Raw genomic sequence first — 26,945 nt, 5'->3', positions numbered from 1 at the left:
CATGATCGAAGGTGCAACGTAACAGATCCCCAGAAACGGAAGGAGCCGCCATCGAATCGGAACGTTGTCGCGATTTCGGGGGGCGGCTCCACTTTCTTTCACGAAGGCTTACCGGGAGGACGACGAGCGAACCGGAAAATAGACGGTCCGCGCGGCGGGCAAGCGGGGATCCCCAGCCCAGAAGCTCGGAGCGCTCCCTTGCCGGCTAGCGTCGAAAGCTCCGTCGATGTCGGGACCGTCTTCATCGGAACATCTCCCCCCGCTATTCGGATCGAATCCACACGGTCATCTCGCCCGGCGTCCGGTTGCTCCAGGCGTAATACGGTATCGCGACGAGGGGCGCGTCAACTCGATCGATACGGTGCGCAACGTATAGCCGCCCTTCGTCTTCGTCCCGCATGGCGCTGCGCTTGCCGACCGTCGTCAGCTTGCAGACGCCGCCGAGCAGCGACGCATCGTACGACTCGACGAACGAAGCGTCGGCCGGAAGCGTCACGTCCTGCAGGTTTGGGCCATTGTCGGCTTCCTCCAGGCAATAGACGATCGGCCCGCGCTGCAGCGCGACCTTGCCCGCGTTCGCCCGCGCGTTCGGATGCGCCCGCATCCGTTCCACCGGCAGGTCGAACGTCAGCTCGACCCGGTCGCCGTCGACCCAGACGCGGTTCAGCTTGATATACCCGTCGACAGCCGCGCCCGCGTCGACCGCTTCGCCGTTCACCGTCGCGGTCGCCCGTCGGCACCAGCCCGGCACTCGCAACGCGAGCGTGAACGGCGCCGGCGAAGCGGACGATACGACGAAGGAGACGCGGCCGTCCCATGCATAATTCGAGGTCGCGGACAGGCGCACGTTATCGCCGCCGAACGCCGCCTCGACGCTGCCGCCGACGTACAGGTGCGCGAACAGCTCGCGAGCGGCTTCGTCGAACGAGTAGGCATAGGATCCTAGCGAGGCGAGCAGCCTAGCGATGTTGGGCGGGCAGCAGGCGCAGCCGAACCACGGCTGGCGCTCGACCTTCACCGTCGACATGTCCTCGCGGAAGTTCGCCGTCGCCGGCCACACCTCGAGCGGATTGACGTAGAAGTAGCTCTTGCCGTCGAGCGAGATGCCGCTCAGCACGCCGTTATACAGCGCGAGCTCCATCGCGTCGGCGTATTCGCCGCGTTTCTCGATCGCGAGCATGCGCTGCGCCCAGAACATGAGCCCGATCGCGGCGCACGTCTCCGTATAGGCTCGGTCGTTCGGCAGGTCGAAGGGGACGGTGAACCGTTCCTCGTATTGCGACGAGCCGATGCCGCCGGTCACGTAAAGCTTCGTACGCACGACGTCGTTCCACAGCCGCTTGCATGCTTCCATCAGCGAGTCGTCCCGGTACGCGGCGGCGAGATCCGCCATAGCGGTATACAAATACACGGCGCGAACAGCGTGCCCTTCGGCCGTCGTCTGCTCCCGCACGGGCAGGTGCGCCTGGAAATAGTCGTACGTGCGCCGACGGGCGCGCCGTCCGGTCGCCGGCTGTTCGTCGCGCTCCCGCGCTTCGAGGTCGAAGAAATGCGGCTGACGCCCCCGCTCCTCGACGAAAAATTTGCTCAGCTCGAGATACTTGGTTTCTCCGGTCGCGCGGGCCAGCTTGACCAGGGCGAGTTCGATCTCCGGATGGCCGTCGTAGCCTCGCTTCTGCCCCGGACCGTCGCCGAACATCGTGCCGATGTAATCCGCGTACCGGCTCATGACGTCGAGCAGCTTGCGCTTGCCCGTAGCGTCGAAGTAAGCGACGGCCGCTTCCATAAGATGGCCCGCGCAGTACAGCTCGTGATTGTCGCGCAAATTTGTCCAACGGTTGCCCTGCTCCTTGACCTGATAATAGGAATTCAAGTAGCCGTCCGGCTGCTGCGCCCTCGCCAGCAGCTCGATCGCGTCGTCGGCGATGCGCTCGAGCTCGGGATCGCGCCGCTCGGCGAGCACGTAGCCGACCGTCTCGAGCCACTTCCCGAGATCGCTGTCTTGGAACACCATGCCGTAGTAGTCGCCTTCGGCTTCCCCCGCGGCGATACGGAAGTTTTCGATCGTGTGGCTCGGCTCGGCGCCCGGAACTTCGTCGTTCAGCGCCTTCCATTGGTACGGGACGACGGCGTCGCCGACGCTCCTCACGCGCGGCGACCAGAATGCGTCCTCGATCGTAACGCGCTTCAAGTCGACCGGTTGCAGCGGTGTGCGGGTATCCTTTTCCAACTTGTTCATAGTTCCCCATTCCTTCCGTTAGGTAATTAACGACGATCCGCTCTAGCCCTTCAGGCCGGAGAGCGTGACCCCTTTAATAAAGAAATCCTGAGCCAATAGGAAAATGACGATCAACGGGGCGACCGACAGGACGGTGCTCGCCATCAAGACGGGCCAATCGGTGCCGTATAATCCTTGCATGGACGCGAGGCCGAGCGGCAGCGTCATCTTCGCTTGGGTGTTAATGAAGATGAGCGGCCCCATGAAGTCGTTCCACGTATTCATGAAGACGAAGACGCCGAGCGTCGCCATCGCCGGCTTCGACAGCGGCACGAACACGCGCCAGTACGCGCCGAACGGGGTGCAGCCGTCGATCTTCGCCGCTTCCTCGAGCTCCCCGGGGATCGTCAGGAAAAACTGCCGAAGGAGGAACGTGCCGAACGCGGACACGAGCGCGGGCAGGATGAGCGCCCAATGCGTGTCGACCAGGTTGTATTGTCGCATCACGATAAAGTTCGGAATGAGCGTCACTTGTACCGGAATCATCATCGTTGCAAGGTAGGCCGCGAAGAGGCCGTCACGGAACCGAAAACGCAGCCGCGCGAAGACGTAGCCGGCCATGGAGCTCGTGAACAGCTGAAAGGCGACGACGATGAGGGTCACTTTCAAGCTATTGAGAAAATACACATCGAACGGGAACCGATCCGCAAGCTTCAAATAATTGTCCCAGACGAGCCGCTCCCCGAACAGGGTCGGCGGGAAGACGAATACCTCCGGTAGCTGCTTGAGCGACGTGCCGATCATCCAGAGGAAGGGCGCGACCATCGTGAGCGCGCCGAGCGTCAGGACGGCATGCGATAGCAGCTTCGTCGCGAGGCCGGTCTTCGTCATGAGCGATCCCTCCTTGTTTAGTAGTACACGCCCCATTTGCGTTGACGCCAAAATTGAATGACCGTGATCAGGAACATCATGAAGAACAGCACGTACGCCATCGCGCTCGCGTACCCCATGTTGAAGTATTTGAAGCCGTGCTCGTACAGGTAGTGCACGATGACCGACGTCGAACGAGCGGGGCCGCCTTGCGTCATCAGGAAGATCGTATCGAATACCTGGAACGAGGCGATGAACGACATGACGGTGACGAAGAACGTCGTCGGCGACAGCAGAGGCACGGTAATGTACAGGAATTTCTGATACCACCGCGCGCCGTCGAGCGAAGCGGCTTCGTAGTAGTCGTCCGAGATGCCCTGCAGTCCGGCGAGGAAGATGAGCATGTTGAAGCCGAGATTTTTCCAGACGCTCGTCAGAATGACCGCGGGCATCGCCCAGACGGTGCTGGTGAGCCATTGCGGCCCGCGAATGCCGAACCAGCTAAGCACGTAGTTAAACAAGCCGTACTCCGGGTTATAGATGAATTGCCACACGACCGCGATCGCGACCATCGACGAGACGACCGGGAGGAAATACGCGGCGCGGTAAAACTTCTTAAGCTCGATACGGTCGAGCGCTACGGCCAAAAACAGCGAACAGGCGATGCCGAGCGGCACCGACGCGCCGGCGAAATAAATCGTGTTCCAGAACACCTTAATGAACGTCTCGTCCTTCCACAGCTCGATGTAGTTCGTGATCCCCGTCCACTCGATCGGCGTCAGCATATCCCAAGACGCGAAGCTCAGGAAGAAGGACGCGAAGACGGGGATCAGCGTGAACGCGAGAAAGCCTAGCAAATTCGGGAGCAGCAATAGTGCCGCCCAAGCGCCGTCCTTCCGGAAAAGACGCCGCAACGATTTCGCGCGAGCATCGCCTGCGCGGAACGACGCCTCCCGGCCGCCGGCTTCGGTCAAGCTCCTCTCCATGCTCATACGTATCTCCCTCCTTCGGCCGGCGCCCCGGCTCGCCGGAGCGCCGGCCTCAATCGCTTATTTTGCCAATTCCGCGTTCGATCTCTTCTCGATATTCGCCATCGTGTCGTCGACCGATTGCCCCGAATACCAAAGCTTATCCGTTTCTTCCGTAATGATGTCGTTGACGATGTTTTGCGTGATGAGGGTGAAAGGATACGCGTCCGCTTCGGCGAAGAAACGGGCCATCGCTTTGAAGCCTTCAGGATGCACCGATTCGTTATGCCACTTCGCGATGCCGTCCTCCGTGTACAGCGACTTGCGGTTCGGCATCCAGAGCCCTTCTTTAATGAGCTGGATTTGATACTCCTCCGAGGAGAGGAATTCGATCAACTTCCACGCTTCATCCGGATGCTTCGTGTTATGGGCGGCGGCGTGTACGTGCGCTTGACCGTGCGTCTTCGGCACGTCGAAGACGGGCAGAGGGGCGACGCCGACCGGAAAATCCATCGCGGCGAGCTCCTGCAGCGCCCAAGAGCCTTCGATGATCATCGCCACTTTACCGGTTTGCAGCATCTGATTCGCGCGCATGCCGATGCTCTCCAGCGTCTTCGCCGTCGGCGAGGCGCCGTGCTCGAGACGAAGGTCGAGCACCTTCTGCATGACTTCTTTGGCCTCCGGGGAATTGACGGCGATCTTCGATCCGTCTTCCGTGAAAATCTGTCCGGCGTTCGATAAGATTTCGGCCGACGTCATATAGAAGTTCTCCAATCCAAAGGCGCCGTACTGTACCACCTTATCGCCTTCCTTCACGGTAAGGTCGATCGCCGCTTGCCGGAACTGGTCCCAGGTCCACGCGTGGCTCGGATCGCTCGGCGGATAAGGGATGTTCGCCTTGTCGAACAAATCCTTGTTGTAGAACAACACCGGGGAGACGGTACAGCTGCTGACGCCGTATATTTTCCCGTCGATCTCCATAATGCGGGCCGAGGAGGGAATGAAGTCGTCCAGCGACATGGCCGCCTCGAACGTAGGCGTCAGGTCTAGCAACACGTTGCGTTCTTGGAAGGAACGATATTCGGCGGCGCCGAGGAAGAACACGTCCGGCGCCGCATTGCCCGCCAGCATCGTCAGCAGCTTCTGCGCGTATTGCGCCCCGCCCGGCGTGGGCTGATATTCGACCTTGATGTTCGGGTATTTCTCCATGAACAAATCAAGGCCTTTCTTCACAGCCTCGGTTTCGAGCGGGCTAGCTTCCCAGCCCATGAACTGCAGCGTGACCGCTTCGTTGCCGCCGCTTCCGCCGCCGTTTCCTCCTCCGCCGCAGCCGGACGCGAACAAGGCGAACGCCAATGCCAAGACCCCGATTTTTGCCATCTTCATCTTGCGACCCTCCTAGAATAGGTAATTTGGGTTCGACTGACTGGGCTGTGTTTGGTCGTATTGTAACCGCTTGCAATAAAAAGAATATCATGCGTACAATGAGAAGTAAGTAGCGCCCAAACCATATTAGGTGGAGAAAAGTTACGAAAGTTTGCATCCGGGAGACGATGGAGGCGGAGGGGAGGCGGGGCCGCGTGGCCTATTTGCGCGCGAAAATCGAGAAGCCGATCGAATTTTTATCTTGCGGCCGTTTCGAGTCGGAGGTGCCGTGGACGCATGGACGGCGCTGCTTGGATTCGTTCGTGGTCATCATCGGTCTGGAAGGCTGCCTGCACATCGCGCAGGACGGGGAGAAGTACGAGGTGAGGCCCGGGGACGTGCTCGTGCTGCTGCCGGGCGTCGTGCACGAGGGCTATCGTCCGTGCGAGGCGGGCGTATCGTATTTCTGGTTCCATTTCCTAACCTATTCTCCTTACGCCGTCCTCGACGAGGCGTCGCTGTCCGCCGAGCTGGCATCGCTCAACGGTCCGGAGTCGCAGAAGACGTGCGACGACGTGTACCTTCCTTTGTATTTCTCGCCCGTCAGTATCGAGCGCGCCAACATCTTGTTTCAGCAGCTGCAGCATATCGGCATGTCGAACTATTACACCCAGCAGGCGGCGCATTATATCGCCACGCTGCTCCTCATCGAGCTATCGGACCAGATGATCGCCAGCTATAAGACGTCGCCGGACAAGTCGCAAGGCGACAGGAATCTTGCGGAGATCATCGAATGGGTCCGAGTGCACGCCTTGGAGGATATATCCGTGCGTGACGTGGCGAAGCGGTTCCGTTACAACAAGAACTACCTCTCGCGTTTCTTCAAGCAGAAGACGGGATTTAACCTGAAGGAATATATCAATTTGATGAAAATCTCGAAGGCCAAGGACTTCCTCACCCGAAGCTCGCTCGGCGTGAAGGAAATTTCCGAAAGGATCGGCATCGCCGACGAGAAATATTTCATGCGCCTGTTTAAGGAATACGAGAGTATGACCCCGACCGAGTACCGCAAGGCATTTTATCTGATCCATATGAACAATCATTAAAAGGGTTAACTAGGTAGATAAATCTTACCTTTAGTGGAGAATCCTTAGCTCTCGGGTTTCGGAAGTTATCGTTTTCGATCTTTTGATCAAGATGGTGAAGGCGACCGCTCCCGCAAGAGACGTTCGGCTTCCTTTTTCCGGGCAATGTTGCTAACGAATACGGTAAAAGACACTGTTCGCTTGCTACGATCAGTGTCTTTTTCCACGAACGAGGAACGAAGTGGGGGGAGCGGGAACATACGCCCTCGCCCCGCCCCAATTACGACTTAGCTGCGCTGGAAAAACTCGATCCACTCGCCGTCCGGACCGTAGAAGAAGAAGTACCGGTATCCGTTCGGCAGCGTCGTGATTTCGGTATCGATCAGGCGAACCTCGGACGCTTTAAGCCGTCCGAATTCCGCCTCGACGTCGTCTACGGCGAACGCGGCGTGATGCACTTTGCCTTCGGCGGGAAGCTTGTCGCTGTACCCTTGAATGAGCTCAAGCTCCGTTTCGCCCTCGTGGCCGTAGCCGAGGAAAGCCAGTTCGATCACGCCGTTCGTATGCGTGAACCGATCCTTCAACCGAAGACCGACGACCTCCGTGTAAAATCGAATCGAAACGTCCATATTCGCTACCATGATGCCGACATGATCCATGCGTTTGCTTCCCATAGGTACCCTCCCGAGATCAAGAAACGATACCATCATAGGCAACCTTCCACGAATTGTCAATGGTCGTCCGGACGCTCGGATTCGATTCGTCCTCTCTTTTATACCGGCTGCGAGGCGCGCTCGCGCAGCTCCCGTTCGAGCCGTTCCTTCACGGAGTCGTTGCTGCCGCCGACCGAGGACCGGATTTCCCGGTATTCCCGCAGCACGTTGCGAATCGCGGAGCAATCGTCGCGGTCCGCGAGCTCGCCCACGGTATCGATGACCGACAGCGATAACGCCGCGCAGGCGTCGCGGAAGCTCGCGTCGGGATCCTCCGACAGGCGATAGTCTGCATAATACCGTTTCAAGCGTTGGATGAGCGTTTCGTCGCCTTTTTCGTACATGCGAATTCCCTCCCCTTCCTATTCTTACTATAAAATGTTCGACACCGGCCGGAATTATGTGCGCGGCTCGTCCCGAATTGAGGTATAATCTAGGAAAGCGCATTATTTACGAACGACGAGACATTACGATTACGGACAAGGAGTCATCTTATGCTCATCGTGAACAACTTGGTCAAAAGCTACGGCGACACGCCGGTGTTGAAGGGAGTCGACCTGGAGGTGAACCGCGGCGATTTCGTCGCGATCATCGGCGGCAGCGGCAGCGGGAAGAGCACGCTCTTGCGATGCATGGTCGGCAAGGAACGTCCGGACGGGGGGGACGTCGTGATGAACGGCGTCAACCTAACGCAGAGCAACTGGTGGACGCGGTGGGAAGCCAGCAAGGATTGGTCGGTGATCGGTTCGACGGATCAGCTGAACGGGCGCCGGACGGCGTTCCGCAACGTGGTGACGGGCCGCTTCCGGCAGTTCTCCTTCTGGCGGCAGCTGATCGGAGGCAAGCCGTCCGAGGAAGAGCATGTTCGCGCGATGGACTATCTCGAGCAGGTCGGGCTGCTCGATAAGGCGCTTCAGAAGGTGGAGAAGCTGAGCGGCGGGGAGAAGCAGCGCGTGTTGATCGCGCGGGCGCTGTCGCAGGGGGCGAAGCTGATCGTCGCGGACGATCCCGTCGTGGGTCTCGATCCGATGAACGCGGAGAAAATCATGGAGAGCTTCAAGGAGCTGTACCGCCGAGAGACCGTGACCGTCGTCTGCGCGCTGCAGAACATCGAGATGGCCGAGAAGTACGCCTCCCGCATCGTCGGCATCGCGGACGGGCGCGTCGCGCTCGATATTCGGGCTCGACGGTTGACGGCCGCGGAACGCAATAAGTTGTTGTAATTTGGTAAATGGCACAGGGGCGCTCCTCGTCGAGGAGTCGCCCCTGTCGTCGTCGATCCCTGAAGCGGCGCGAAGTATGCGATCATGCGATATCGAATGTTGGCGATTTCCGATGCTTCGTCGCTTGTTCGTAAGCGTACGCCAACGACAATAATTTCGGTTCGGTAAACGCTCCGCTCGTCCACGTCAGCCCGAACGGCTTACCGGAATCGCGGTATCCGGCGGGCACGGTGATGGACGGATATCCCGCCTTCGCCGGCGCGGCGACGCCTGTATGACCGGGGAAGAGAATCGCGTCCAACCGGTACCGGTCGGTGAAATCGTCGATCCCCTCGCGTTGCGAGAGGCGCAGGTCGCGCAGCTTGGCCCGAATATACTCCTCCTCCGTCAGCGTGCCGCTCGTTCGCTCCGCGGCCTGCAGCAGCTGCTGGCCGTATAAGGCGACGCCGGGATTATGGATCCGGTTGTACGCGATCAAGTCCTTGAGGGAGTGAATCGGAACGTGCGGGCCGAGCAGGCTGAGGTAATGGTTGAACGCCGGCTTGAATTCGTACATTAAGACGGTTAGATCCCATTGTTGCAACTGCAGCTTGTCCAAGTCGCCGATTTCCACAAGGTCCGCTCCGAGCCGCCGGAGCGTCTCGAGCTCTCGCTCCAGCAGACGACGATCTTCCTGGTCGATTTCGGGATAATCGGCGTCTTTGGCGATGCCGATGCGAGCCCCCCGCAGCCCCCCTTCGTTCAAGCAGGGCAGGTAATCGTCCAGCGCGCGGCCCATGCCCATTCGCGTGGAGACGTCCTCCTCGTCGAACCCGGCGATCGCGCTCAGCACGACCGCGGCGTCGGCTACGGTTCTCGTCATCGGTCCGACCGTATCGTGGGTCGGCGCGAGCGGAATCAAGCCGGTCCGGCTGACGAGTCCGATCGTGGGATCGAGGCCGACGATCGAATTTTCCACCGCGGGATTGATGATCGAGCCGAGCGTCTCCGTTCCGAGCGAGACCGTCGTCAAGTTGGCGGCCGCCGCGACGGCCGATCCGCAGCTGGACCCGCCGACGTCGAACTCGCCCGGTCCGTACGGGTTGCGCACGATGCCGCCTCGGGAGCTGTACGCGTTCGGCATCGCTTCCGACACGAACTTCGCCATCTCGCTCATATTCGCCTTGCCGAGTACGATGGCTCCCGCTTGCCGCAGACGTCTTACGACGAAGGCGTCTCTCGCCGCATACGAGTCCGCGAGCGCCATCGCGCCGGCGCTTGTATGAAGTCGGTCCGCGGTTTCGATGTTGTCCTTAAGCAGGACCGGAATGCCATGCATCGGGCCTCGCGTCCCGCGAACCTCCCGTTCCCGATCCATCGCTTCCGCGATCGCGAGCGCATCGGGATTCCATTCCAGCACGGCGTTAAGCCGCGGACCGTTCTTATCGAGCTTGGAGATTCTCTCCATATAATACAGCGTCAATTCCTTCGCCCGGAACGCTCCGTTCTCCATTCCTCGCTGTATCTCGAGAATCGTCGCTTCCTCGAAATCGATCAACGGTTCTCCTCCTCTGCCGAGCCTTCGTCGGTTCTCAGTGTACCGCAATCCGTTCGTCCGTATTCCCCAGCCATTTCCTTGGAAATCAGGAGCTTTCGACACATAGTCCCCTCTTGGACGAATCAAACTAACCTCGATTGTCATTCGAAGGAGGAACCGTTATGTCGCATGCGACTACCATTCAAAGCTCCGAATTTCTGACCGCCGTCAAACATAGAAGGTCGTATTACGGCATCGGGAACAAGAAAGTCGTCTCGGAGGAGCGGATTCAAGAGATCGTCGGGGAGGGGGTGCTGCATACGCCGTCGTCGTTCAACTCGCAGAGCGCCCGGGTCTTGGTGCTGTTCGGACAGCATCACGAGAAGCTGTGGAGCATTACGACGGAGACGCTTCGCAAGATCGTGCCGGCGGACCAGTTCGATTCCACGCAGCAGCGGATGAACGGCTTCGCGGCGGGGTACGGCACGATTCTGTTCTTCGAGTGCGAAGCGGTCGTCGAAGGGCTGCAGCAGAAGTTCCCGACGTATAAGGACAACTTCCCGCTGTGGTCGCTGCAATCGAACGGGATGCTTCAATACGTCGTCTGGACGGCGCTCGAACTGGAAGGACTCGGCTGCTCCTTGCAGCATTACAATCCGTTGATCGACGACGAAGTACGGTCTGCGTGGAACGTGCCCAAGGAGTGGAAGCTGATCGCGCAGATGCCGTTCGGCAATCCCACGCAGCAGCCGGGCGACAAGTCGTTCGAGCCGCTGGAGGAGCGGATGAAGGTATATCGGTGAACATGAAACGCCCGGTCTCGAGGGAGAGACCGGGCGTTTTCGCAATTTACGACAGAAACGCGCCGCCGTAAACGAACGCGCCGAGGATGACGAACGCCGGATGAATCTTGCGCCGCCGCATCAAATAGAAGGCGACCGCGGCGATGCCCGCGAACTGCAGCAGGCCGATGGCGAGGACGGATTCGACCGAGCTCTCCCACGTTACGATCAGCATCATGACGGCGATGACCGGCTGGACCCATAACGTCATGCCTTTCACGGCCGGCGATTGCTTATAGCGCTGAAGCAGTTGAAGCAGGACGATGAGCGCGACCGCGGACGGCAGGACGGTCGCGGCCAGCGCGACGACGACGCCGATCCAGCCGGACACGTCGTACCCGACGTACGAGGCGATCTTCGTGGCGATCGGACCGGGCAGCGAGTTGCCGAGCGCGAGCGCGTTCGTGAATTCGGCGCTCGTCAGCCAACCGCGATTCGGCACGACCTCCTGATACATGAGCGGGATGGAGGCCGGACCGCCGCCGTAGCCGAACACGTTCGCCAGGAAAAACGCGAGGAATAATTCCCACCATTCCGACATCGCTCAGCCCTCCCCCTTCCGCAGACGCCGGTCGTTCCAGCGCTCCGTAAGCTTATGATGGAAGGCGCCGTAACCGAGGAAGAGGGCGATGACGATCGCCGGATGCAGCCCGATGAGCTGCAGCAGGACGAACGTCAAGGCGAACGATCCGATGCCGAGCGTGAGGCCGAGACCTTTCACCGCTTTTTCTCCGAATTCGTACGCCATGACCCCGAGCATGACGGCGACGACCGGGACGACGGCGGCGATCATGCCTCGAATGACGGGCGACGTGCTGAAGAACGTAATGAAGGCGTACAAGACGACCATCGCGACGCACGTCGGCACGATGTGGCTCAGCAGCCCGACGAGCGCGCCTAACGCCCCTTTTTGCCGATAGCCCAAGTACGCGGCCAGCTTCGTCGCGATCGGACCCGGCAGCGCGTTCGCGATCGCGAGCACTTCCCCGAATTCCTCGTCGCTCATCCAACGGTATCTCGTCACCGCCTCGTAGCGGATTAACGGCACGATCGAAGGCCCGCCGCCGTATCCCAATATTCCCGTTCGGCACATCGCCGCGCCGAGCTGCAAGTACGCGTTGCCCATGATGTCCTCTCCTTCTTCCGCCGCCGAGTCGTCTTACAGACGAATACCCATGCGGCTCTTGTAACGCTTGATCAACACTTGACAGTCGACGCTGACGACGCCTTCTAGCGGGTACAGCTTTCGCTGCAGGAACGTCTCCATCTCCTGGTGCGAGCCGAACAGTCCGTGCATGTGAAGCTTGCTCGGTCCCGACATATGGTACAGGCTCGTCACCTCCGGTTCTTCGGCCAGGCGATCCGCGACCGCCATCAGATGCCGCGGCTCGACGTCGACGTTGAAGAAGGCGGAGACGGTCAAACCCAGGCGTTCGGGGTTGAGGATGCAGGCGAAGCGCTCGATGATGCCGTTCTCCGTCAGTGCGTTCAAGCGGGTTTGCACCGCTACGCGGGACAGTCCGACTTCTTTCGCCAGGTCGGTGTAGGAGGCCCTTCCGTCCTGAGATAGAAGGGAAATCAGCTTGCGATCGATCTCGTCTATCGTCGGGTCCATTTGCGAAACGATCTCCATTCTCGAAAAATTCATTCGATACGCAATGAAAACATTAAATTTTGTTTCGTTACGTAAGACTATACCCCGAAGGTTGGGAATCTTCAACGTTTTTTTCTCGGAGCCGGTACAAGAGAGACGGCGATCCCGATCAAGAGCCCTCAACCTCCTTCGATCGATAATTATTCATATCGAAGGTTCGTCCGTATCATGACAAGCCCGGTCGGGAAAGGAATGATTTCGGACCGCAGGGGAGAAAATGGAACGGGATATAGTATAATAGGGGAACCTAAACAGGAGGAGGTGGAGCTGGATGGTCAATACGTACGTTTATTCGCGAAGGGAAGAACTCGTCAATGCGATCACGCACGGCCTCGGCGCGATCTTCAGCCTCGTCGCTCTCGTTCTGCTCGTCGTATTCGCCAGCTTGAAGGGGACGGCGTGGCATATCGTCAGTTATTCGATCTATGGAGCGACGATGCTGATTTTATATACGTCGTCGACGCTCGTGCATGCGTTCCCCGAGGGGAAGCTGAAGGATTTGTTCGAGACGTTCGATCATTCCTCGATCTATTTGTTTATCGCGGGTACGTATACCCCGATCTTGCTTACGCTGCTTCGAAGCCCTCTCGGCTGGACGCTGTTCGGCGTCGTGTGGGGAATGGCGGTGGGCGGCGTCGTATTTAAGGCGTTCTATACGAAGCGGTTCGTGTTCTTCTCGACGTTCGGCTATATCGCGATGGGATGGCTGATCGTCTTTATGTGGAAGCCGCTCGTCATGGCCGCCGGCCCGGAGAGCATTCGATTGCTCGTGATCGGCGGATTATGTTATACGCTGGGTTCGGTGTTCTATGTCTGGCGGGCGTTCCCGCACCATCATGCGGTATGGCATCTGTTCGTGCTGGGCGGATCCGTCACTCACTTCGCGGCGATATTGTTCATGCTTCCATAGGACATCGGAAAAGAAGAAAGCCGCGGGGGGAGCCCCGCGGCTTCGCTGCGTTAATAGACGCGTCGCTCCCAGCCGTACAGCTTAGCGATCGCTTCGATGTAATAATAGTCGCCGTAGATGAGCGAGCCGTCGACGTATTGACCCGCCGGCTTATGGCCGGTCGCGCCGGTGAGGATCGCTTGGGAATCCGGGCGATCCCACGTCGCATAGCGCTCCGTCAGCGATTGCAGGATGTCGTGAGCGCCCTGCAAGTAGAGGCGCCGCTCGCCCTCAGGGACCGCGTCCGCGATTTCGAGCAAGCCGGATGCGGCGATCGCCGCGGCGGACGTATCCCGCGGCTCCCCTTCGAGCGTCGGCAGGCGGAAGTCCCAATACGGTACCTTATCTTCCGGCAGGGCGGATAAGAAGAAGTGGGCGACGCGCTTCGCGGTGTCCAAGTATCGGCGTTCGCCCGTGCGGCGGTATGTATTGGCGAAGCCGTTCAGCGCCCAGGCCGCGCCGCGGCTCCAGGCGGAATCGGCCGCATAGCCTTGTCCGCCGAGCGCTTCGCGAAATTCGCCGGTCTCCGCGTCGAAGACGGCGATATGATTCGACGATCCGTCGTCGCGAATGAAGACGCGGGCGGCGGTATCGGCATGCGACATCGCGATATGCTTATACCGCGGATCGCCGGTCGTCTCGGACGCCCAGAACAAGAGAGAGACGTTCATCATGCAATCGATGATCGCCCAGCCGTTCTTGTCCCCGTTCCAAGCCCGGATGAACCGTCCCGCCGGGTTGTAACGGCCTGCGAGGTAATTGGCCGCGTTCAGGCCGATGCGCTTCGCGTTCGAGTCGCCGGTAATCATATACTTGACGACGGCCGTTTGCAAATATTGAAATCCGACGTCGTGGTGCGTATCCTCGGTCGGGTGCGACAGCCAATAGTCGAGCGTCTCGTCCCAAGGCCAAGCGGCTTCCTTATAATGCTCCTTCCCCGTCACGTCGTACATCAGCCATAAAATCCCCGGCCAAAACCCCGACGTCCACCAGTCCGTCCTCCGATCGTCGTATGCGCCCGAAGCGTCCGCGAAATGCGGAGACCTCTCGCCGATGCCTTCGATCATGCGGTCGACTTTCGGTTCGAGGCGCCTCATGACGTCCGCGATCGACTCCCGATTCATCATGTTCGATCTCTCCTTCGAAGATATCTTCCTTTTTATTGATCATAAGGCTTGAACGGCTTCCATAGTGCAGGTCAGTTATGCGAAAATGTCGTTACATTATCTTTCCGAGGAGACCGATGGGACGCAATGGACACCTTATTCGATCTCGTGCCGTTCGATCAAGATCATGCGCTCTATACGAGCCGCCACCGTTCGGACGCGCCGATCAAAGGATATTATCATTACCACCAAGGCTGCGAACTGCTATACGTCAGCGAAGGGACGGGCAAGATCGTCGTCAACCGGCGAACGTACGAGATCGAGCCCGGAAGCTTATATTGGTTTCAGCCGTTCCAGCTTCATGCCGTGCGCCCGGACGTCGACGCGTCGAGACCGTACGTCCGTACGGTCATGAGCTTCGATCCGGTCGGCGTCGATCGGTGCGCCGCGGCGTTCCCGGATCTCCAACGGTTTTTCCGGTCGTTATGGAAGCGGCGGTTATCGGAACAGCGGTTCGACGTGTCGGGGCGCGCGCCGTTCCTCGAGGCGATTCTCTCCGCCTTCGAACCGAAGAAAGACGAGGGGGGCGAGCAGACGAACATGCTGCTGCTGCTCCAAGTTATCGCCTGCTTGCGAAACGAGCTCGGCGGGCGCGTGCCGCTCGAAGGCGAAGGCGAGGAGAGAACCCTGCGATATTCGGAAAGCGTGATGCAATGGATCGAGGTCCATTTCGCGAACGACTTCGCCTTAGAGGCGTTGTCGGAATCGCTGCATCTCTCGAAAAACTACGTCTCCCGCGTCTTCCGTCAGGAAACCGGCAGCAGCATCACGGACTATTTGATGGCCCGGAGAATCAAGGAAGCTTCCAAGCTGCTCCGATCGTCCGACGTTCCGGTGGAGCGGGTCGGCATCGAAGTCGGGTTGCCGAACGCGTCGTACTTCTGCCATCTGTTCAAGCGAGTCGTCGGCGTCTCGCCGCTGCAGTACCGGAAACGGTCGCAGTCCAACGCGCAGTTCTAAAATAACAGTTGTTCCTTCCGCAAGATTGAAGTTAATATTAAGAATTAATACAGAGAACCTATTACGGGTCGGAATCGGAGCGAGTGCGACTGTGGGGAACAAGTTGGGATCGTATGCGGCATTGATTGCCGTCGCCGTCATTTGGGGGGCGAATTTCGGGGTGTCGCGGTTCGCGATGGAGACGTTCGACCCCGCGCTGTTCACGTTTTTGCGGTTCGGCCTCGCCGTGCCGTGCTTCTTCTTGCTCTTGAAGTGGAAGGAGGGCTCGGTCGGCCTTCCGTTCCGCGCGTTGCTGCATACGTTCATCCTAGGCGTATTCGGCGTTACGTTATTAGAAATCCTGGTGATGTATTCCATCCAATACACGACGCTGGCGAACGCCTCGCTGTTGAACGTCGCGCCTTGGCCGATCTTCGCGGCGCTGCTGGCGCCTCTCGTTTCGAAGGAGCGAATGACGTCGCGTCTCGCGACGGGCGGCGCCATCGCGATGATCGGCGTGGCGCTCGTCGTCCTCGGCGGCGGCGGCTTCGATCCGTCTTCGAAGCATATGCTCGGCAACGCGATGGCGCTCGGCGTCAGCTTCATCGGAGCCTGCTACAACCTCGCGACGATGCCGCTGCTTCGGAGATACTCGGCGCTCCGCGTCAGCGCGTGGACGATTTTCTTCGGCGCGCTGCTCATGACGCCGTTCACGTTCGGCTCGTGGGGCAAGGTGGCATGGGCTTCGCTCGGCGGCGTCGAGTGGACCGCCTTGGCATACAACGTTTTGTTTTGCACCGTGATCGCGTTCGTCGCTTGGAACGCCAGCATGTTCCGCGTCGGCGCGACACGGTCGAATTTCTTCCGGTACGCGGTGCCCGCCGCGGCGGTCGTCGCGGGCTACGCGATGTTCGACGAGAGCATCTCGCCGTTCCAAATCGCCGGGGCCGTATTTATGGCGTTGGGGCTCGTCTGGATCGGCTCCGAGCGGAAGACGACCGCGCCGGTTGTCGAAACGGTATAACGCATGATATATCTCGTTCTCGCTTCGTTATCGTGGAGCATTGTCGGCGTTCTCGTGAAGATCGCCGGCCTGCAATTCGATTCTTATACGATTACGTTCGCCCGATTTTCGATCGGCGTCGTCGCCTTGGCCGGAGTCGTTTATTTTTCTCGCAATTCGCTTCGCCCCGCCACGTTTTATAAATGGATTTGGATCGGAGCGATCAGCAAGAGCGCCAACTACTTGTTCGAGAACGTCGCGATTACGATCGGTCACGCATACGGTAACATGCTCGTTCAACCGATTCAGACGATCGTGCTGCTCGCCGCCGGGGTGTTCCTCTTCAAAGATAAGCTGACCGCGAAGAGCTGGCTCTCCGGGGGCGTCGTCTTGGCGGGCGTCCTGCTGATTACGTTGAACGGCCGTTCGCTCGGGGACGCGATCGTCGAGCAGGGCTGGATCACGGCGCTATTCGTGCTCTCGGGCATCGGCGCGGCGCTGCACTTCCTCAGTCAGAAGATGCTGCTCGATTCGATGAACGACGTGTCGATGAACTACAGCATCTTCTTTTGGGCGTCGTTCGTCTCCGCTGTCCCGCTGCCGTTCGCGGCGGATTGGCAGCCGACGTTCGTGCCCGGCGCGTGGCTTAGCGCCGCGGGACTCGGCTTGATTACCGGCTTCAGCTTTCTGATGTTATCCAAAGCGCTCCGGACGGTGAAGTTTTCCGTCGCGGTCATCGTTTCGAATATGGCGGCTTTATTTACGGTTTTATGGTCCGGCGTCTTTCTGCGGGAGCCGATTACGGCGTATATCGTGATCGGCGCCTTCACGGTCGTCGCCGGGATGACGATGTTGAACTGGCCGGGCAAGCCGAAGCCGTCCGTCGAACCTTCCTGATTCCGTACCGAGCCGCTAGAATGCACATCCTTTTTTCCCGGAGGGAGGGGCAGCCTTGACGCTTCCGCAGATGGAGACCGATTCGCTGTTTCAACATGCTTTCTTTCACGCCAAGATCGGCATGGCCGTCGTCGCGTTGAACGGAAGATTTCAGAAGGTGAACCCTTCGATTTGCAAGTTGACCGGCTATTCGGAAGCCGAACTGCTCACCATGACGTACCTCGATATCACGCATCCGGACGATGCGGGCGTAGGCGAGCGGATGCGCGCCAAACTGATCGAAGGTACCATGGACGATTATCAGAACGAAAAGCGGTACATCCGCAAGGACGGCGTGCATGTGTGGGTGCAGCATACCCTCTCCGTCGTTCGAGACGCGGACGGCGTGCCTCAGGTGTTCGTGACGCAGCTGCAGGACATCTCGGCGCGCAAGAAGGCGGAGCATCTGCTTCAGCGGCATATGCAGCAATACAAGTCGTTGTTCGACGAGCATCCGGATCTCGTGTACGCCGTCAGTATGGACGGCGAGCTCACGAGCTTGAACCATTCCGTCGAGCGCATTACGGGTTATACGGCGGACGCATGGCGCTCCGCGTTTCCGAAGCCGCTGGAGGAGGGCGTTCGGCACGCGCTCGAGCACGCGCACGAAGGCTCGCTCGATACGTTCCGGTTCGAGACGGAGGTGCCGCACGCCGACGGGAGCAAGGTGCATCTCAGCGTCACCCATGCGCCGATCATCGTGGACGGCGAGGCGGTCGGCGTATACGGCATCGCCAAGGACATCACGCAGCAGGCTCGGCTCATTCGACAGCTGAAGGAGAGCGAGCGGAAATATCGCCTCCTCGCGGAAAACTCGCTGGACGTCATCGTCCGCTACAATCCGTTCGGCATCCTCACGTACGTGTCGCCTTCGTCGGCGTCGGTGCTCGGGTTCTTGCCGGAGGAGCTGGTCGGCGTCGACGCCATGTCGCTGGTGCACCCGGAGGACGTCGTCTCGCTCCGCGAGACGTTCGCGGACGAACGGCTGTCCACCTTCCGCTGCCGTACGAAGTACGGCGATTACGTCTGGATCGAAAGCCGGACGAAGAGCATTCGGGGAAAACAAACGGGCAAGGCGACGGAGTATATCGCGGTGCTTCGGGACGTGAGCGAGCGGGAAGCCGAGCGCCGGCGGCTGCGGGATGCCGAAGAGCAGTACCGCGAGCTCGTCGAGCATTCGCCGGACGCGATCTTCGTCGGAGTCGGGGGCCGCTTCGCGTATGTGAACGACACGGCGGTCGCGCTCCTCGGCGCGAAGAATAAGGAGCAGCTTTATGAGCTCGACCCGTTGACGTTAATTCACCCGGCGTACCGCGACGCTTCGGTCGCGCGCCGGAGGATGGTCGAGCGGGACAAACGCGTCGCGGAGCTGGCGCAGTCCGTGTTCGTCCGCTTGGACGGGAAGGCGATCGACGTAGAAGTGAAATCGATCCCGACGATCTACAACGACAGGGAAGCCGTGCACACGATCGTTCGGGACGTGACGGAGCGGAAAAAGACGGAGGCGCTGCTTCAACAATCCGAGAAGCTGTCGGCCGCCGGACAATTGGCCGCCGGCATCGCGCACGAGATTCGCAATCCGTTGACTTCGTTGAAGGGGTTCCTGCATCTTATGCAGACCGGGGCCGCGCAGAAGCCGCATTACTTCCGCATCATGAACGACGAGCTGTCGCGGGTCGAGACGATCCTGGGCGAGCTGCTCATTCTTGCCAAGCCGCATAGCTTCGTAATGGCGACTCGCGATACGACCGCTCTGCTGCGAAGCGTCGGGAGTCTGCTCGAGACGCAGGCGAACCTGCGCGGCATCGAGCTCTCCCTCGATCTTCCGGCCGAGCCGCTGCACGTTTACGGCGATGACAATCAGCTGAAACAGGTGTTCATTAACCTCGTCAAAAACGGGATCGAAGCGATGCCGGACGGGGGGCTGTTCGTCATCCGAGCGCGGGCGGAAGGCGACCGGGCGATCATCCGGTTCGTCGACGAAGGCAGCGGCATCCCGGAAGAGAAGCTTCCGTTCATCGGACGGCCTTTCTTCACGACGAAGGAATACGGCACGGGGCTCGGCCTCAGCGTCAGCTACAAAATCATCGAAGCGCATCGGGGGACGGTGTCCGTAACCAGCATCGTGAACGAAGGGACGTCGTTCACGATCGCGCTGCCGCTCGCGACGCTGTGATCTCGCAAGCAAACCTGTACGTTCGGCTTTGCCTGGCCAGCAGGAGGAGGGCGCCGGGCGTCTCCGCCGATCGCAGGCTTGCAGCGAAAAAGTCCGTGCCTTGGGTCGAGGCGCGGACTTTGTTTCGTTTACTCGAATAATTGCAAAAGATCGGGATCCCCGCTTTCCTCAATGCGAAGGATTTCCTTCTTTACATGTTCGCTGATCGTTTCCGTTTCCGATACCACCTGTTTATCTATCGAAACTTCCGAGATGGTTACCGGCCTCTTCCTGACTTCGATCCGTTCCTCCCAGATGGGAATTCGCTTGATTTGAGGATCGCTTTTTCCCCCGTTTTCCTTATATGGCGTTACTTCGATGACAAGTTCTTCCCGAGTGACGGGCACCGTGACGGTTTGCAGTTCCTCTACGATCTCCTTGCGAATCATCACCTCTCCGACCGGCACTTTCTTTTTTTCGATCGAAAGTTCTTCTTCGCGAAGCTTCCAAGTGCGCGGAAGGGAACTGCCGTTTCGTTCCTTAGAACTCATGAATGCCCTCTCCTTTAAGAAAAGACACCTTTAACCTGGAAGGTTAGCGAGGTGTCTTTAGTAAGAGTTATAGGCCGTCGTGCGCGCTAGTTGCCATAGGTTCGTCGATCACCGTCGTATCGCCTTTTACATCCACGCGGACTTCTTCATGGCGCAACTTTTCGCTGACGCTCTCCGTTTCCGTCACTTCTCGCTTATGAGTCGACACTTCTCCGATGACGACGGTGTGCTTACTGACAGCGATTTTCTCCTCGTTCACCGGGATATGAATCGTCTCTTCCTGGCCGATCGTTTCCGAAGTCGGCTCCCGATGAATCGTTTTTCGCTCGATCACGACTTGTTCATGTATAACGGGAACGCTGACCGTTTTCTGTTCCTCGACGATGTCCTTGTGCAGTATGACCTCGCCCGCTTGCACCTTGTTCTTGGTCACATCGAGCTCTTCGGCTTTCAGCTGCAACGTTGCGTCGGCTTTCGTCGGTGCGTCCGCAACGGCCGCTTCCGTTTCCTCGCCGAATTCCACATCGTCAAGCACGTCTGTATCCAGTTTTTCGGCCGCCTCCATCGTTACGTCGCATTCCGCCCCGCATACATCGGGAGTCTTCTCCTCGGCGAATTCGACGTCTGCGTCCATATCCTCCGCCATCTCCACGTCGGAGGCGGAGCTGTTTGCTTTTTTCGTGCTGTCCTTTTCCTTCTCATCGTCGCTGAATAAGTTGAAGAATGCCAAGGGGACCCCTCCCGGATCGCTGTCGATGATGGTGTTACCCTGCTATGATCCCCTCGGTAATGGGACCTATCCGTGGGGCTGTTCAGTAAAATCATCCACGAGGGTGGGAAAGCGATATGCGAATCCTAATAAGCGAGTGCATTGCGAACGTAGGTTCTGATATAATGAAGCGAGAATATTGCAATGGAAAGGAAGCTGTTATGAACGCAATAGAAGCTATAGTATGGAATTTGGAAGAGGTTCGCCGCCGCAGCCTGCTTGTTTGGGAAAGTATTCCGGATACCTATTTGGATTGGAAACCGGATTCCGATGCCATGAGCGTGAAAGACATGATCCGGCACGTATTAGATAGCGAACATTACTATCACCTTGCCTTATTGAACGAAGGAAGTCTGGCGAAATACGAATCCCCGTACGAAAAGCGTGCTTTTACGACCCTCAAAGAGGAAATCAGTTTTTCGGAACCCTATAGGAAAGCCTTTATGGATACGGTAAAATCTTACGCGCAAGCGGACTTATCTACCATACAAATAGATCGAAGCGACGTCGGGTATATTCGCACGTTGGGCGATATGCTTTTAAGAATTGCATATCATGAAGCAATCCATTCCGGCCAACTTTTAGATTATTTGAGAACAGCCGGCTTGAAGCGACCGAAGGTTTGGGATTAGCGCGTTGCGTGCTAATTGACGATAAATGAATTCGCGGCGCAAGTCGCGACGCCAAAAAAGTCCGCGCCTCGGTGTAGAGGCGCGGACTTCGGCGTCGTCAAAATATTTTTTTCGTTTGTTGGTCCGCTTTCAGCATCTCCGCCGCTTCCCGGAATCGTTGAGAGTGGACGATTTCGCGTTCCCGCAGGAAGGTCAAGCTGTCGATCAGGTCGACGTCGTCGGTCATGTCGATGAGCCATTGATAGGTCGCCCGGGCTTTCTCCTCCGCGGCGACGTCCTCGTACAAATCGGCGATCGGATCCCCCTTCGCTTGTATGTAGGCGGCCGTCCAAGGGACCCCGGCGGCATTGTGATAGAACAGCGCTTTATCGTGATTCGCGTAGTGATCGCCGAGTCCCGCGGCTTTCAGCTGCTCCGGCGTCGCGTCTTTCGTCAGCTTATAAATCATCGTCGCGATCATCTCGAGGTGCGCCAGCTCCTCGGTTCCGATATCGTTGACGATCGCGATGACCTTCTCCGGCAAGGTGTATCGTTGGTTTAAGTACCGAAGGGCGGCCGCCAGTTCGCCGTCGGCTCCTCCGTATTGTTCGATTAAGAACTTCGCCATCATCGGATCGCACTTGCTTACGCGAACGGGATACTGCAGCTTCTTCTCGTACACCCACACGTTCGGGTTCCCCCCTTGCTTCGTTCGATTATACCTGCCATGGCCAAGGCGCTTCCTTCCAGGCGAAAGGCATCGGCGAATAGCTGACTCCGAAGTGGTACAGCGGCCCGAACATCGATTGGAACTGATGTTTGATCGCCATGCTTCGCTGAACGTATTGATTGAATTGCGCGATCGCGGCTTGGTCGTCCGGATGCGTATCCAAGTATAAGTTCAACTCGACGAGGACGAAGTCGGTCTCTTGCATTTGCCGCATTAGGTCGTAATACGTCTTCCAATCGTCTTCCTTCCATTGGGAGGAGTGCGTCATTCTCGCTTCGCTCCCTTCGGCGATTCATAGGGGTTCGTGTATGGCGCGTATAAGGCCGGCCACAACGTCCCATGTTTCAACGCCTCTGACGGTCCGAACTGCGGCAATCCGTAAGGTTGGAATCCTAAGTATAGTTGAGGGGGCGTTTCGTACGTCTTGATACGGATCGGCGGGCATGGATCGTACGGACCGACGAACGGCTCGTAGCTCTTCCTTGTCGTTGACATGTCATAACCTCCCGCGGATACGTAATACTCCGTTGCTATGCATATGCACACTTCGAACGGTTTAGTCCAGTCCTATTTGTCGCGTTTATATTTCCATTGTTCGAACCTTTCCGCGACCTTACAATGGAGGGAATTTCGGGGACCGCCGGCGGGAGGCCGCTCACTTGGAACAACAACGAATCTATCTATTGCTTTCGCTGCTCGCGAATATGGCTTATTTTATCGTCTTGCTGTTCCCGATGCGCTCCGGATTCCCGTGGATGAAGCGGCTGAAGACCGCCGCTCCGTATTTCGGGGGCGCCGTCCTATGGGCGACGCAATCGCTGACGCTTCATTGCTTCGGGCTGCTTCGCGTCGACGCGCTCACCCTCGGCTTGATGGCGGCCGCTACGCTGCTGAATGCCGCCGCGATTCGGCGCGCGGCAGGGAAGCTCTTCCCGAAGGACGTCTCGCACCGCTCCCGAATGGCGTATAGGCAATTATCCGTAGCGATTGCGATGGGCGTCGTCTTCTCGGCGGTGTATGCCTCCATCTTCCTATTCGGCGCCGATCTCCGATCGGTCGACTGGCTGCTGTTCGCGAACGGCGTCGGCTACGCGGTCGCCTTCTCGTTTCTTACGATGCGCCTCGTCAGGCAGCTGCGCATCGACCAAGCGGAACGAAAGAAGAGCGGTTTCGGCTTTATCGTCTTTCTGGCGTTCCTCATCAGTCATGCATTCCTAGGTTGTTCGTTGACGTTCGTCGAAGCTTTCGGTTTCGCTGAAAATTACGATTTCTACATCCTCGAATTTCTGACGCTGCTCCTCATGACGATGACGTCCGTCATTACCGGCGAACGCCAATTCGTCGCGAAGCAGGAACAGCTGGAGCGAAAAAACGAGCAGCTGGAGCATATCGCCTACCACGATTCGCTGACCGGTCTGAAGAACCGGATGTTTATTACGGAATATCTGGAAGAGCGCATTCGGACGGGCGAGCCCTGCTTCGTCATGCTGATCGACCTGGACCGATTCAAGCAAGTGAACGATTGGCTCGGCCATCAAGCGGGGGACGTCTTGCTGCTGAAGACGGCCGAACGGCTGCGGGAGGCGATGGGCGAAGGAGACGTCCTCGGCCGGCTCGGAGGGGATGAGTTTCTCGTCGTAGGCGCCGGCGGAACGTTGGAAGCGGCGGTCTCGACGGCGGAGCGTATTCTGCGGTCGGTGCCGAAGCCGATCGATTACGAGGGTCATTCGCTGCTGGTGACGCCCAGCGTCGGAATCGCGCATGTGCCGACGCACGCGACGACGGCCGGCGAAGCGATGAAGCGGGCGGATCTCGCGATGTACCGAGCCAAGGAGAAGGGGCGGGACGCGTATCACGTCTTCTCCGAAGCGCTGGATGCGTTCGATTTCGAAGACCACCGAATGAAGCAAGAGCTGAAGGGGGCGCTTCACGGCAGCGATTTGGAGCTGTATTATCAGCCGCGGCTGGATCTGCGAACCGGCCGCGTCGCCGGCTTCGAGGCGCTGCTTCGATGGAATCGGGAGAACGGACCGATCCGCCCGGAGAAGTTCATCACGCTCGCGGAGCAGAACGGGGCGATCGTCGGCCTTGGCGAGTGGGCGATGCGGGAGGCGTGCCGGCAAATTCGAGCATGGAACGAGAAATACGGCGTGAAGCTCCGAGTTGCCGTCAACGTCTCGTTCGAGCAGTTGCGCAAGGACGACTTCGTTGATAAAGTAAGGACCATTCTGATAGAATCGGGCTTGGAAGGTAAGCTGTTGGAGCTGGAGATGACGGAAAGCGCGGCGATGCGGGACGAGGAACGCACGCGGAAGCAATTGGGCGAGCTGCGCCGGCTCGGCGTGCGCATCGGCACCGACGACTTCGGCACCGGCTACAGCGCGTTCGCCTATATGAAGCGGCTGGCCGTCGACCGGCTAAAGATCGACAAGTCGTTCGTGGAGGGGCTTCCCCATAGCGCCGAGGATCAAGCGATCGTCAAGGCGATGCTGTCGATGGCGCGCGAGCTGCGGCTTCGGACGACGGCGGAAGGCGTCGAACGCGCCGATCAGCTCCGCTTCCTCGCTTCGATCGGCTGCGAGGAAATCCAAGGGTATTATTATTCGGAGCCGCTCGGGCGCGACGCGGCGGATCAATGGTTGGATCGGATTCGATCCGAACCGAACGGATAGGAAGGACGGAGACGGAGCATGCGATTCGGTATCGTCGGCACGAACTGGATAACGGAACAATTTTTGCAAGCGGGACGCACGGTCGAAGGATTTCGAGCGGAGGCGGCGTATTCCCGTTCGGCGGAGCGGGCGGAGGCTTACGCCGAGCGGAACGGCATCCCGCTGCGCTTCGACGATCTCGACACGATGACGGCTTCGGGGACGATCGACGCGGTGTACGTCGCGAGTCCGAACGCGGCGCATGCGGAGCAGGCGATCCGCTGTATGGAGCGAGGACTGCACGTGCTGTGCGAGAAGCCGCTCGCCTCGAACGAAGCCGAAGCGTCGGCGATGGTCGAGGCGGCCCGAAGGAACGGCGTACTGCTCATGGAAGCGCTGAAGACGACGTTCCTGCCGAATTTCGAGGCGATAAGGGACAATATCGGCCGAATCGGAACGGTACGCCGCGTGCAAGCCTCGTATAATCAATATTCGTCTCGGTACGACGCGTACCGGGCCGGCAACGTGTTGAACGCCTTCGACCCGACGTTGTCGAACGGGGCGTTGATGGATTTAGGCGTCTATTGCCTGTATCCGGTCATCCGCCTGTTCGGGCCGCCGCGCGCGGTGAAGGCGAACGGCGTCCTGCTCTCGTCGGGCGTCGACGGTGAGGGCAGCCTCATCCTCGAGTACGACGGGATGGAGGCGGTCGTGACGTATTCGAAGATCACGTTCTCCGACGCGCCGTGCGAAATTCAAGGCGAAGACGGCAACCTCGTCTTCGATAAGATGAGCCAGCCGACGCGAGTCGAACGAAGAACGCGGGACGGCGCCGTCGAGGACCTGACCCGGCCGCAGTCCGAGCATACGATGCGTTACGAGATCGAGGCTTTCATGGAGACGGCGCGCCGCGGCGAGACGCAATCGAACGTCAATGACTTCGCGACGTCGCTCGCGACGATGCGCGTCATGGACGAAGCGCGCCGGCAGATGGGGCTCGTCTATCCGGCCGACCGCACGGCGAGATGAGCGGCGAAGGGACGCTGTTCCCCGCGGTCGCGTCGGCGGAGGATGTCCGTCCGGCGGCGTATGCGTATTATTTCCGCCAATGGAACGCGTTCGATATGCCATTCCATCGGCACGATTCTACGGAGATCATGTATTTGATTCGCGGCTCGTGCCGGATCGAAATCGCGCGCGACGGCGGTCCCCCGGCGGACATGACGCTGTCGCACGGCGAATTCATCGTGGTCGCCGCGAGCGTGCCGCATCGGCTGATCGTCGAAGGCTCGTGCCGCATGCTCAACGTCGAATTCGGCTTCGCGCCGAGCGGCGCCGGCGTGCCGTCGATCCGCGCCCTCGCGCGCGAAGAGCCGGCGCTCGCGGCGCTGCTGCAAGCGCCGGTGCCATACGCGGTGCTCCGCGACCCCGACGAAGTGTACCATGCGCTCAAGGCGCTCGTGCTGGAGCTCGACGCGTTGGACGCCGGGGGCGGGGGGACTCGCGGCGCGGACGGAGGCAAGGGCGGCGGAGGTCCGTTGGTGAGCTTGCTGTTCGCGCAGCTGCTCATCCGAATCGCTCGCCTTCGGGCCGAGGCCGAATCGGAAGCGGCGCCGCAGGCGGAGCTCTACGTGCGCAAGTGCATCGAATTCATGCGGCAGCATTACGACCGGGATATTCAGGCGAAGGACGTCGCCGCCGCCGTCAATCTGCATCCGGGGTACGTGCATCGTCTGTTCAAGTCGCAGACGGGGCGTACGCTCACCGATTATCTGACGGCGCTGCGGATGGAGAAAGCCAAGATGCTGCTGCTGCGCACCGACATTCCGATCGCGGACATCTCCGACTACGTCGGCGTCGGAAGCCGGCAATACTTTCACGCGCTGTTTAAGCGCCGCACGGGCATGACGCCGGTGCAATTCCGGCAGACGATGGATACGCACCACTGGGACGACGGGGAGCGAAGGTGAGGATTTTTGACACCGTCGCCCTGAAGAAGTCACGATTTTGATAACGCTTCCTCCGTGCGGC

Annotated in this window: 28 protein-coding genes; 12 read left to right on the top strand and 16 right to left on the bottom strand. The window is 59.1% G+C overall.

The window, feature by feature from the left end:
* Positions 1-262: 262 nt before the first annotated feature.
* The 4 genes from RIN49_RS12990 to RIN49_RS12975 form a co-directional block, all read right to left on the bottom strand.
* Positions 263-2,239 (bottom strand): glycoside hydrolase family 127 protein, encoded by a 1,977-nt coding sequence (locus RIN49_RS12990; RefSeq protein WP_309120599.1) that lies wholly within the window; start codon positions 2,237-2,239, stop codon positions 263-265.
* A gap of 42 nt (positions 2,240-2,281) precedes the next feature.
* Positions 2,282-3,109, bottom strand: coding sequence for a carbohydrate ABC transporter permease (locus RIN49_RS12985; protein WP_309120598.1), 828 nt, complete (start codon positions 3,107-3,109; stop codon positions 2,282-2,284).
* Positions 3,110-3,126: 17 nt separating this feature from the next.
* Positions 3,127-4,074, bottom strand: a complete 948-nt coding sequence (locus RIN49_RS12980; RefSeq protein WP_375295248.1) for a carbohydrate ABC transporter permease — start codon at positions 4,072-4,074, stop codon at positions 3,127-3,129.
* Between the two features lie 63 nt (positions 4,075-4,137).
* The gene (locus RIN49_RS12975) at positions 4,138-5,442 is read right to left on the bottom strand and encodes an ABC transporter substrate-binding protein (RefSeq protein ID WP_309120596.1); all 1,305 of its coding nucleotides are present in this window, start codon (positions 5,440-5,442) and stop codon (positions 4,138-4,140) included.
* A 194-nt stretch (positions 5,443-5,636) separates the two neighbouring features.
* Here RIN49_RS12975 and RIN49_RS12970 point away from each other — a divergent pair, with 194 nt between their 5' ends.
* Entirely contained in the window at positions 5,637-6,527 is an 891-nt protein-coding gene (locus RIN49_RS12970; RefSeq protein ID WP_309120595.1) for a helix-turn-helix transcriptional regulator, read from the top strand.
* 266 nt (positions 6,528-6,793) lie between these two features.
* Here RIN49_RS12970 and RIN49_RS12965 read toward each other — a convergent pair whose 3' ends face one another.
* Together RIN49_RS12965 and RIN49_RS12960 are read right to left on the bottom strand one after the other, a co-directional pair.
* Complete coding sequence (locus tag RIN49_RS12965) at positions 6,794-7,180, bottom strand: VOC family protein (protein ID WP_309120594.1); 387 nt, start codon at positions 7,178-7,180, stop codon at positions 6,794-6,796.
* A gap of 98 nt (positions 7,181-7,278) precedes the next feature.
* The gene (locus RIN49_RS12960) at positions 7,279-7,563 is read right to left on the bottom strand and encodes a hypothetical protein (RefSeq protein ID WP_309120593.1); all 285 of its coding nucleotides are present in this window, start codon (positions 7,561-7,563) and stop codon (positions 7,279-7,281) included.
* Between the two features lie 150 nt (positions 7,564-7,713).
* Between RIN49_RS12960 and RIN49_RS12955 the strand changes: the two genes are divergently transcribed.
* On the top strand, positions 7,714-8,442 hold the full coding sequence (locus RIN49_RS12955; RefSeq protein WP_309120592.1) for a phosphonate ABC transporter ATP-binding protein: 729 nt from the start codon (positions 7,714-7,716) through the stop codon (positions 8,440-8,442).
* 82 nt (positions 8,443-8,524) lie between these two features.
* On the opposite strand, the gene RIN49_RS12950 is transcribed toward RIN49_RS12955, so the two are convergent.
* Positions 8,525-9,979, bottom strand: a complete 1,455-nt coding sequence (locus tag RIN49_RS12950; protein WP_309120591.1) for an amidase family protein — start codon at positions 9,977-9,979, stop codon at positions 8,525-8,527.
* 161 nt (positions 9,980-10,140) lie between these two features.
* Here RIN49_RS12950 and RIN49_RS12945 point away from each other — a divergent pair, with 161 nt between their 5' ends.
* On the top strand, positions 10,141-10,761 hold the full coding sequence (locus tag RIN49_RS12945) for a nitroreductase family protein (protein ID WP_309120590.1): 621 nt from the start codon (positions 10,141-10,143) through the stop codon (positions 10,759-10,761).
* Positions 10,762-10,807: 46 nt separating this feature from the next.
* On the opposite strand, the gene chrA is transcribed toward RIN49_RS12945, so the two are convergent.
* Genes chrA through chrS form a run of 3 tightly spaced genes read right to left on the bottom strand, consistent with a single transcriptional unit; the run spans position 10,808 to position 12,415 of the window.
* The gene (chrA, locus tag RIN49_RS12940) at positions 10,808-11,341 is read right to left on the bottom strand and encodes a chromate efflux transporter ChrA (protein WP_309120589.1); all 534 of its coding nucleotides are present in this window, start codon (positions 11,339-11,341) and stop codon (positions 10,808-10,810) included.
* 3 nt (positions 11,342-11,344) lie between these two features.
* Positions 11,345-11,926 carry a chromate efflux transporter ChrB gene (chrB, locus tag RIN49_RS12935; protein ID WP_309120588.1) on the bottom strand — a complete coding sequence of 194 codons (582 nt, stop codon included), beginning with the start codon at positions 11,924-11,926 and terminating at the stop codon, positions 11,345-11,347.
* A gap of 33 nt (positions 11,927-11,959) precedes the next feature.
* Positions 11,960-12,415 carry a chromate efflux transcriptional regulator ChrS gene (chrS, locus tag RIN49_RS12930; protein WP_309120587.1) on the bottom strand — a complete coding sequence of 152 codons (456 nt, stop codon included), beginning with the start codon at positions 12,413-12,415 and terminating at the stop codon, positions 11,960-11,962.
* Between the two features lie 310 nt (positions 12,416-12,725).
* On the opposite strand from chrS, the gene trhA reads away from it, so the two are divergent.
* Complete coding sequence (gene trhA / locus RIN49_RS12925) at positions 12,726-13,364, top strand: PAQR family membrane homeostasis protein TrhA (RefSeq protein ID WP_309120586.1); 639 nt, start codon at positions 12,726-12,728, stop codon at positions 13,362-13,364.
* A 50-nt stretch (positions 13,365-13,414) separates the two neighbouring features.
* On the opposite strand, the gene RIN49_RS12920 is transcribed toward trhA, so the two are convergent.
* Entirely contained in the window at positions 13,415-14,530 is a 1,116-nt protein-coding gene (locus RIN49_RS12920; protein ID WP_375295244.1) for a glycoside hydrolase family 88 protein, read from the bottom strand.
* A 126-nt stretch (positions 14,531-14,656) separates the two neighbouring features.
* Here RIN49_RS12920 and RIN49_RS12915 point away from each other — a divergent pair, with 126 nt between their 5' ends.
* The 4 genes from RIN49_RS12915 to RIN49_RS12900 all read left to right on the top strand — a co-directional run bounded on the left by RIN49_RS12915 (position 14,657) and on the right by RIN49_RS12900 (position 19,623).
* Positions 14,657-15,529: a helix-turn-helix domain-containing protein gene (locus tag RIN49_RS12915; protein ID WP_309120585.1), complete on the top strand. Its 873-nt coding sequence runs from the start codon at positions 14,657-14,659 to the stop codon at positions 15,527-15,529.
* Positions 15,530-15,620: 91 nt separating this feature from the next.
* Positions 15,621-16,532 (top strand): DMT family transporter, encoded by a 912-nt coding sequence (locus RIN49_RS12910; protein ID WP_309120584.1) that lies wholly within the window; start codon positions 15,621-15,623, stop codon positions 16,530-16,532.
* A 3-nt stretch (positions 16,533-16,535) separates the two neighbouring features.
* The gene (locus RIN49_RS12905; RefSeq protein WP_309120583.1) at positions 16,536-17,408 is read left to right on the top strand and encodes a DMT family transporter; all 873 of its coding nucleotides are present in this window, start codon (positions 16,536-16,538) and stop codon (positions 17,406-17,408) included.
* A gap of 55 nt (positions 17,409-17,463) precedes the next feature.
* Positions 17,464-19,623 carry a PAS domain-containing protein gene (locus RIN49_RS12900; protein WP_309120582.1) on the top strand — a complete coding sequence of 720 codons (2,160 nt, stop codon included), beginning with the start codon at positions 17,464-17,466 and terminating at the stop codon, positions 19,621-19,623.
* A 128-nt stretch (positions 19,624-19,751) separates the two neighbouring features.
* Here RIN49_RS12900 and RIN49_RS12895 read toward each other — a convergent pair whose 3' ends face one another.
* Together RIN49_RS12895 and RIN49_RS12890 are read right to left on the bottom strand one after the other, a co-directional pair.
* Positions 19,752-20,153: a YsnF/AvaK domain-containing protein gene (locus RIN49_RS12895; RefSeq protein WP_309120581.1), complete on the bottom strand. Its 402-nt coding sequence runs from the start codon at positions 20,151-20,153 to the stop codon at positions 19,752-19,754.
* Positions 20,154-20,220: 67 nt separating this feature from the next.
* Complete coding sequence (locus RIN49_RS12890; RefSeq protein WP_309120580.1) at positions 20,221-20,883, bottom strand: YsnF/AvaK domain-containing protein; 663 nt, start codon at positions 20,881-20,883, stop codon at positions 20,221-20,223.
* Positions 20,884-21,083: 200 nt separating this feature from the next.
* On the opposite strand from RIN49_RS12890, the gene RIN49_RS12885 reads away from it, so the two are divergent.
* Entirely contained in the window at positions 21,084-21,554 is a 471-nt protein-coding gene (locus RIN49_RS12885; protein WP_309120579.1) for a DinB family protein, read from the top strand.
* A 97-nt stretch (positions 21,555-21,651) separates the two neighbouring features.
* Here RIN49_RS12885 and RIN49_RS12880 read toward each other — a convergent pair whose 3' ends face one another.
* Genes RIN49_RS12880 through RIN49_RS12870 form a run of 3 tightly spaced genes read right to left on the bottom strand, consistent with a single transcriptional unit; the run spans position 21,652 to position 22,758 of the window.
* Positions 21,652-22,221 (bottom strand): manganese catalase family protein, encoded by a 570-nt coding sequence (locus RIN49_RS12880; protein WP_309120578.1) that lies wholly within the window; start codon positions 22,219-22,221, stop codon positions 21,652-21,654.
* Positions 22,222-22,249: 28 nt separating this feature from the next.
* On the bottom strand, positions 22,250-22,531 hold the full coding sequence (locus tag RIN49_RS12875) for a spore coat protein CotJB (RefSeq protein ID WP_309120577.1): 282 nt from the start codon (positions 22,529-22,531) through the stop codon (positions 22,250-22,252).
* On the bottom strand, positions 22,528-22,758 hold the full coding sequence (locus RIN49_RS12870) for a spore coat associated protein CotJA (protein WP_309120576.1): 231 nt from the start codon (positions 22,756-22,758) through the stop codon (positions 22,528-22,530). Before RIN49_RS12870 ends, RIN49_RS12875 begins: the two co-directional genes overlap by 4 nt.
* A 164-nt stretch (positions 22,759-22,922) precedes the next feature.
* Between RIN49_RS12870 and RIN49_RS12865 the strand changes: the two genes are divergently transcribed.
* Genes RIN49_RS12865 through RIN49_RS12855 form a run of 3 tightly spaced genes read left to right on the top strand, consistent with a single transcriptional unit; the run spans position 22,923 to position 26,884 of the window.
* On the top strand, positions 22,923-24,935 hold the full coding sequence (locus RIN49_RS12865) for a putative bifunctional diguanylate cyclase/phosphodiesterase (protein ID WP_309120575.1): 2,013 nt from the start codon (positions 22,923-22,925) through the stop codon (positions 24,933-24,935).
* An 18-nt stretch (positions 24,936-24,953) separates the two neighbouring features.
* On the top strand, positions 24,954-25,943 hold the full coding sequence (locus tag RIN49_RS12860) for a Gfo/Idh/MocA family protein (protein WP_309120574.1): 990 nt from the start codon (positions 24,954-24,956) through the stop codon (positions 25,941-25,943).
* Positions 25,940-26,884 carry a helix-turn-helix transcriptional regulator gene (locus tag RIN49_RS12855; protein ID WP_309120573.1) on the top strand — a complete coding sequence of 315 codons (945 nt, stop codon included), beginning with the start codon at positions 25,940-25,942 and terminating at the stop codon, positions 26,882-26,884. The genes RIN49_RS12860 and RIN49_RS12855 overlap by 4 nt, the downstream gene beginning before the upstream one ends.
* Positions 26,885-26,945 lie beyond the last annotated feature (61 nt).

It is taken from the genome of Paenibacillus sp., assembly GCF_031177825.1.
Classification (GTDB): domain Bacteria; phylum Bacillota; class Bacilli; order Paenibacillales; family YIM-B00363; genus Paenibacillus_AE.
The sequence above is the reverse complement of the archived record's forward strand: the minus strand, read 5'-3'. Positions and strand labels throughout refer to the sequence as shown.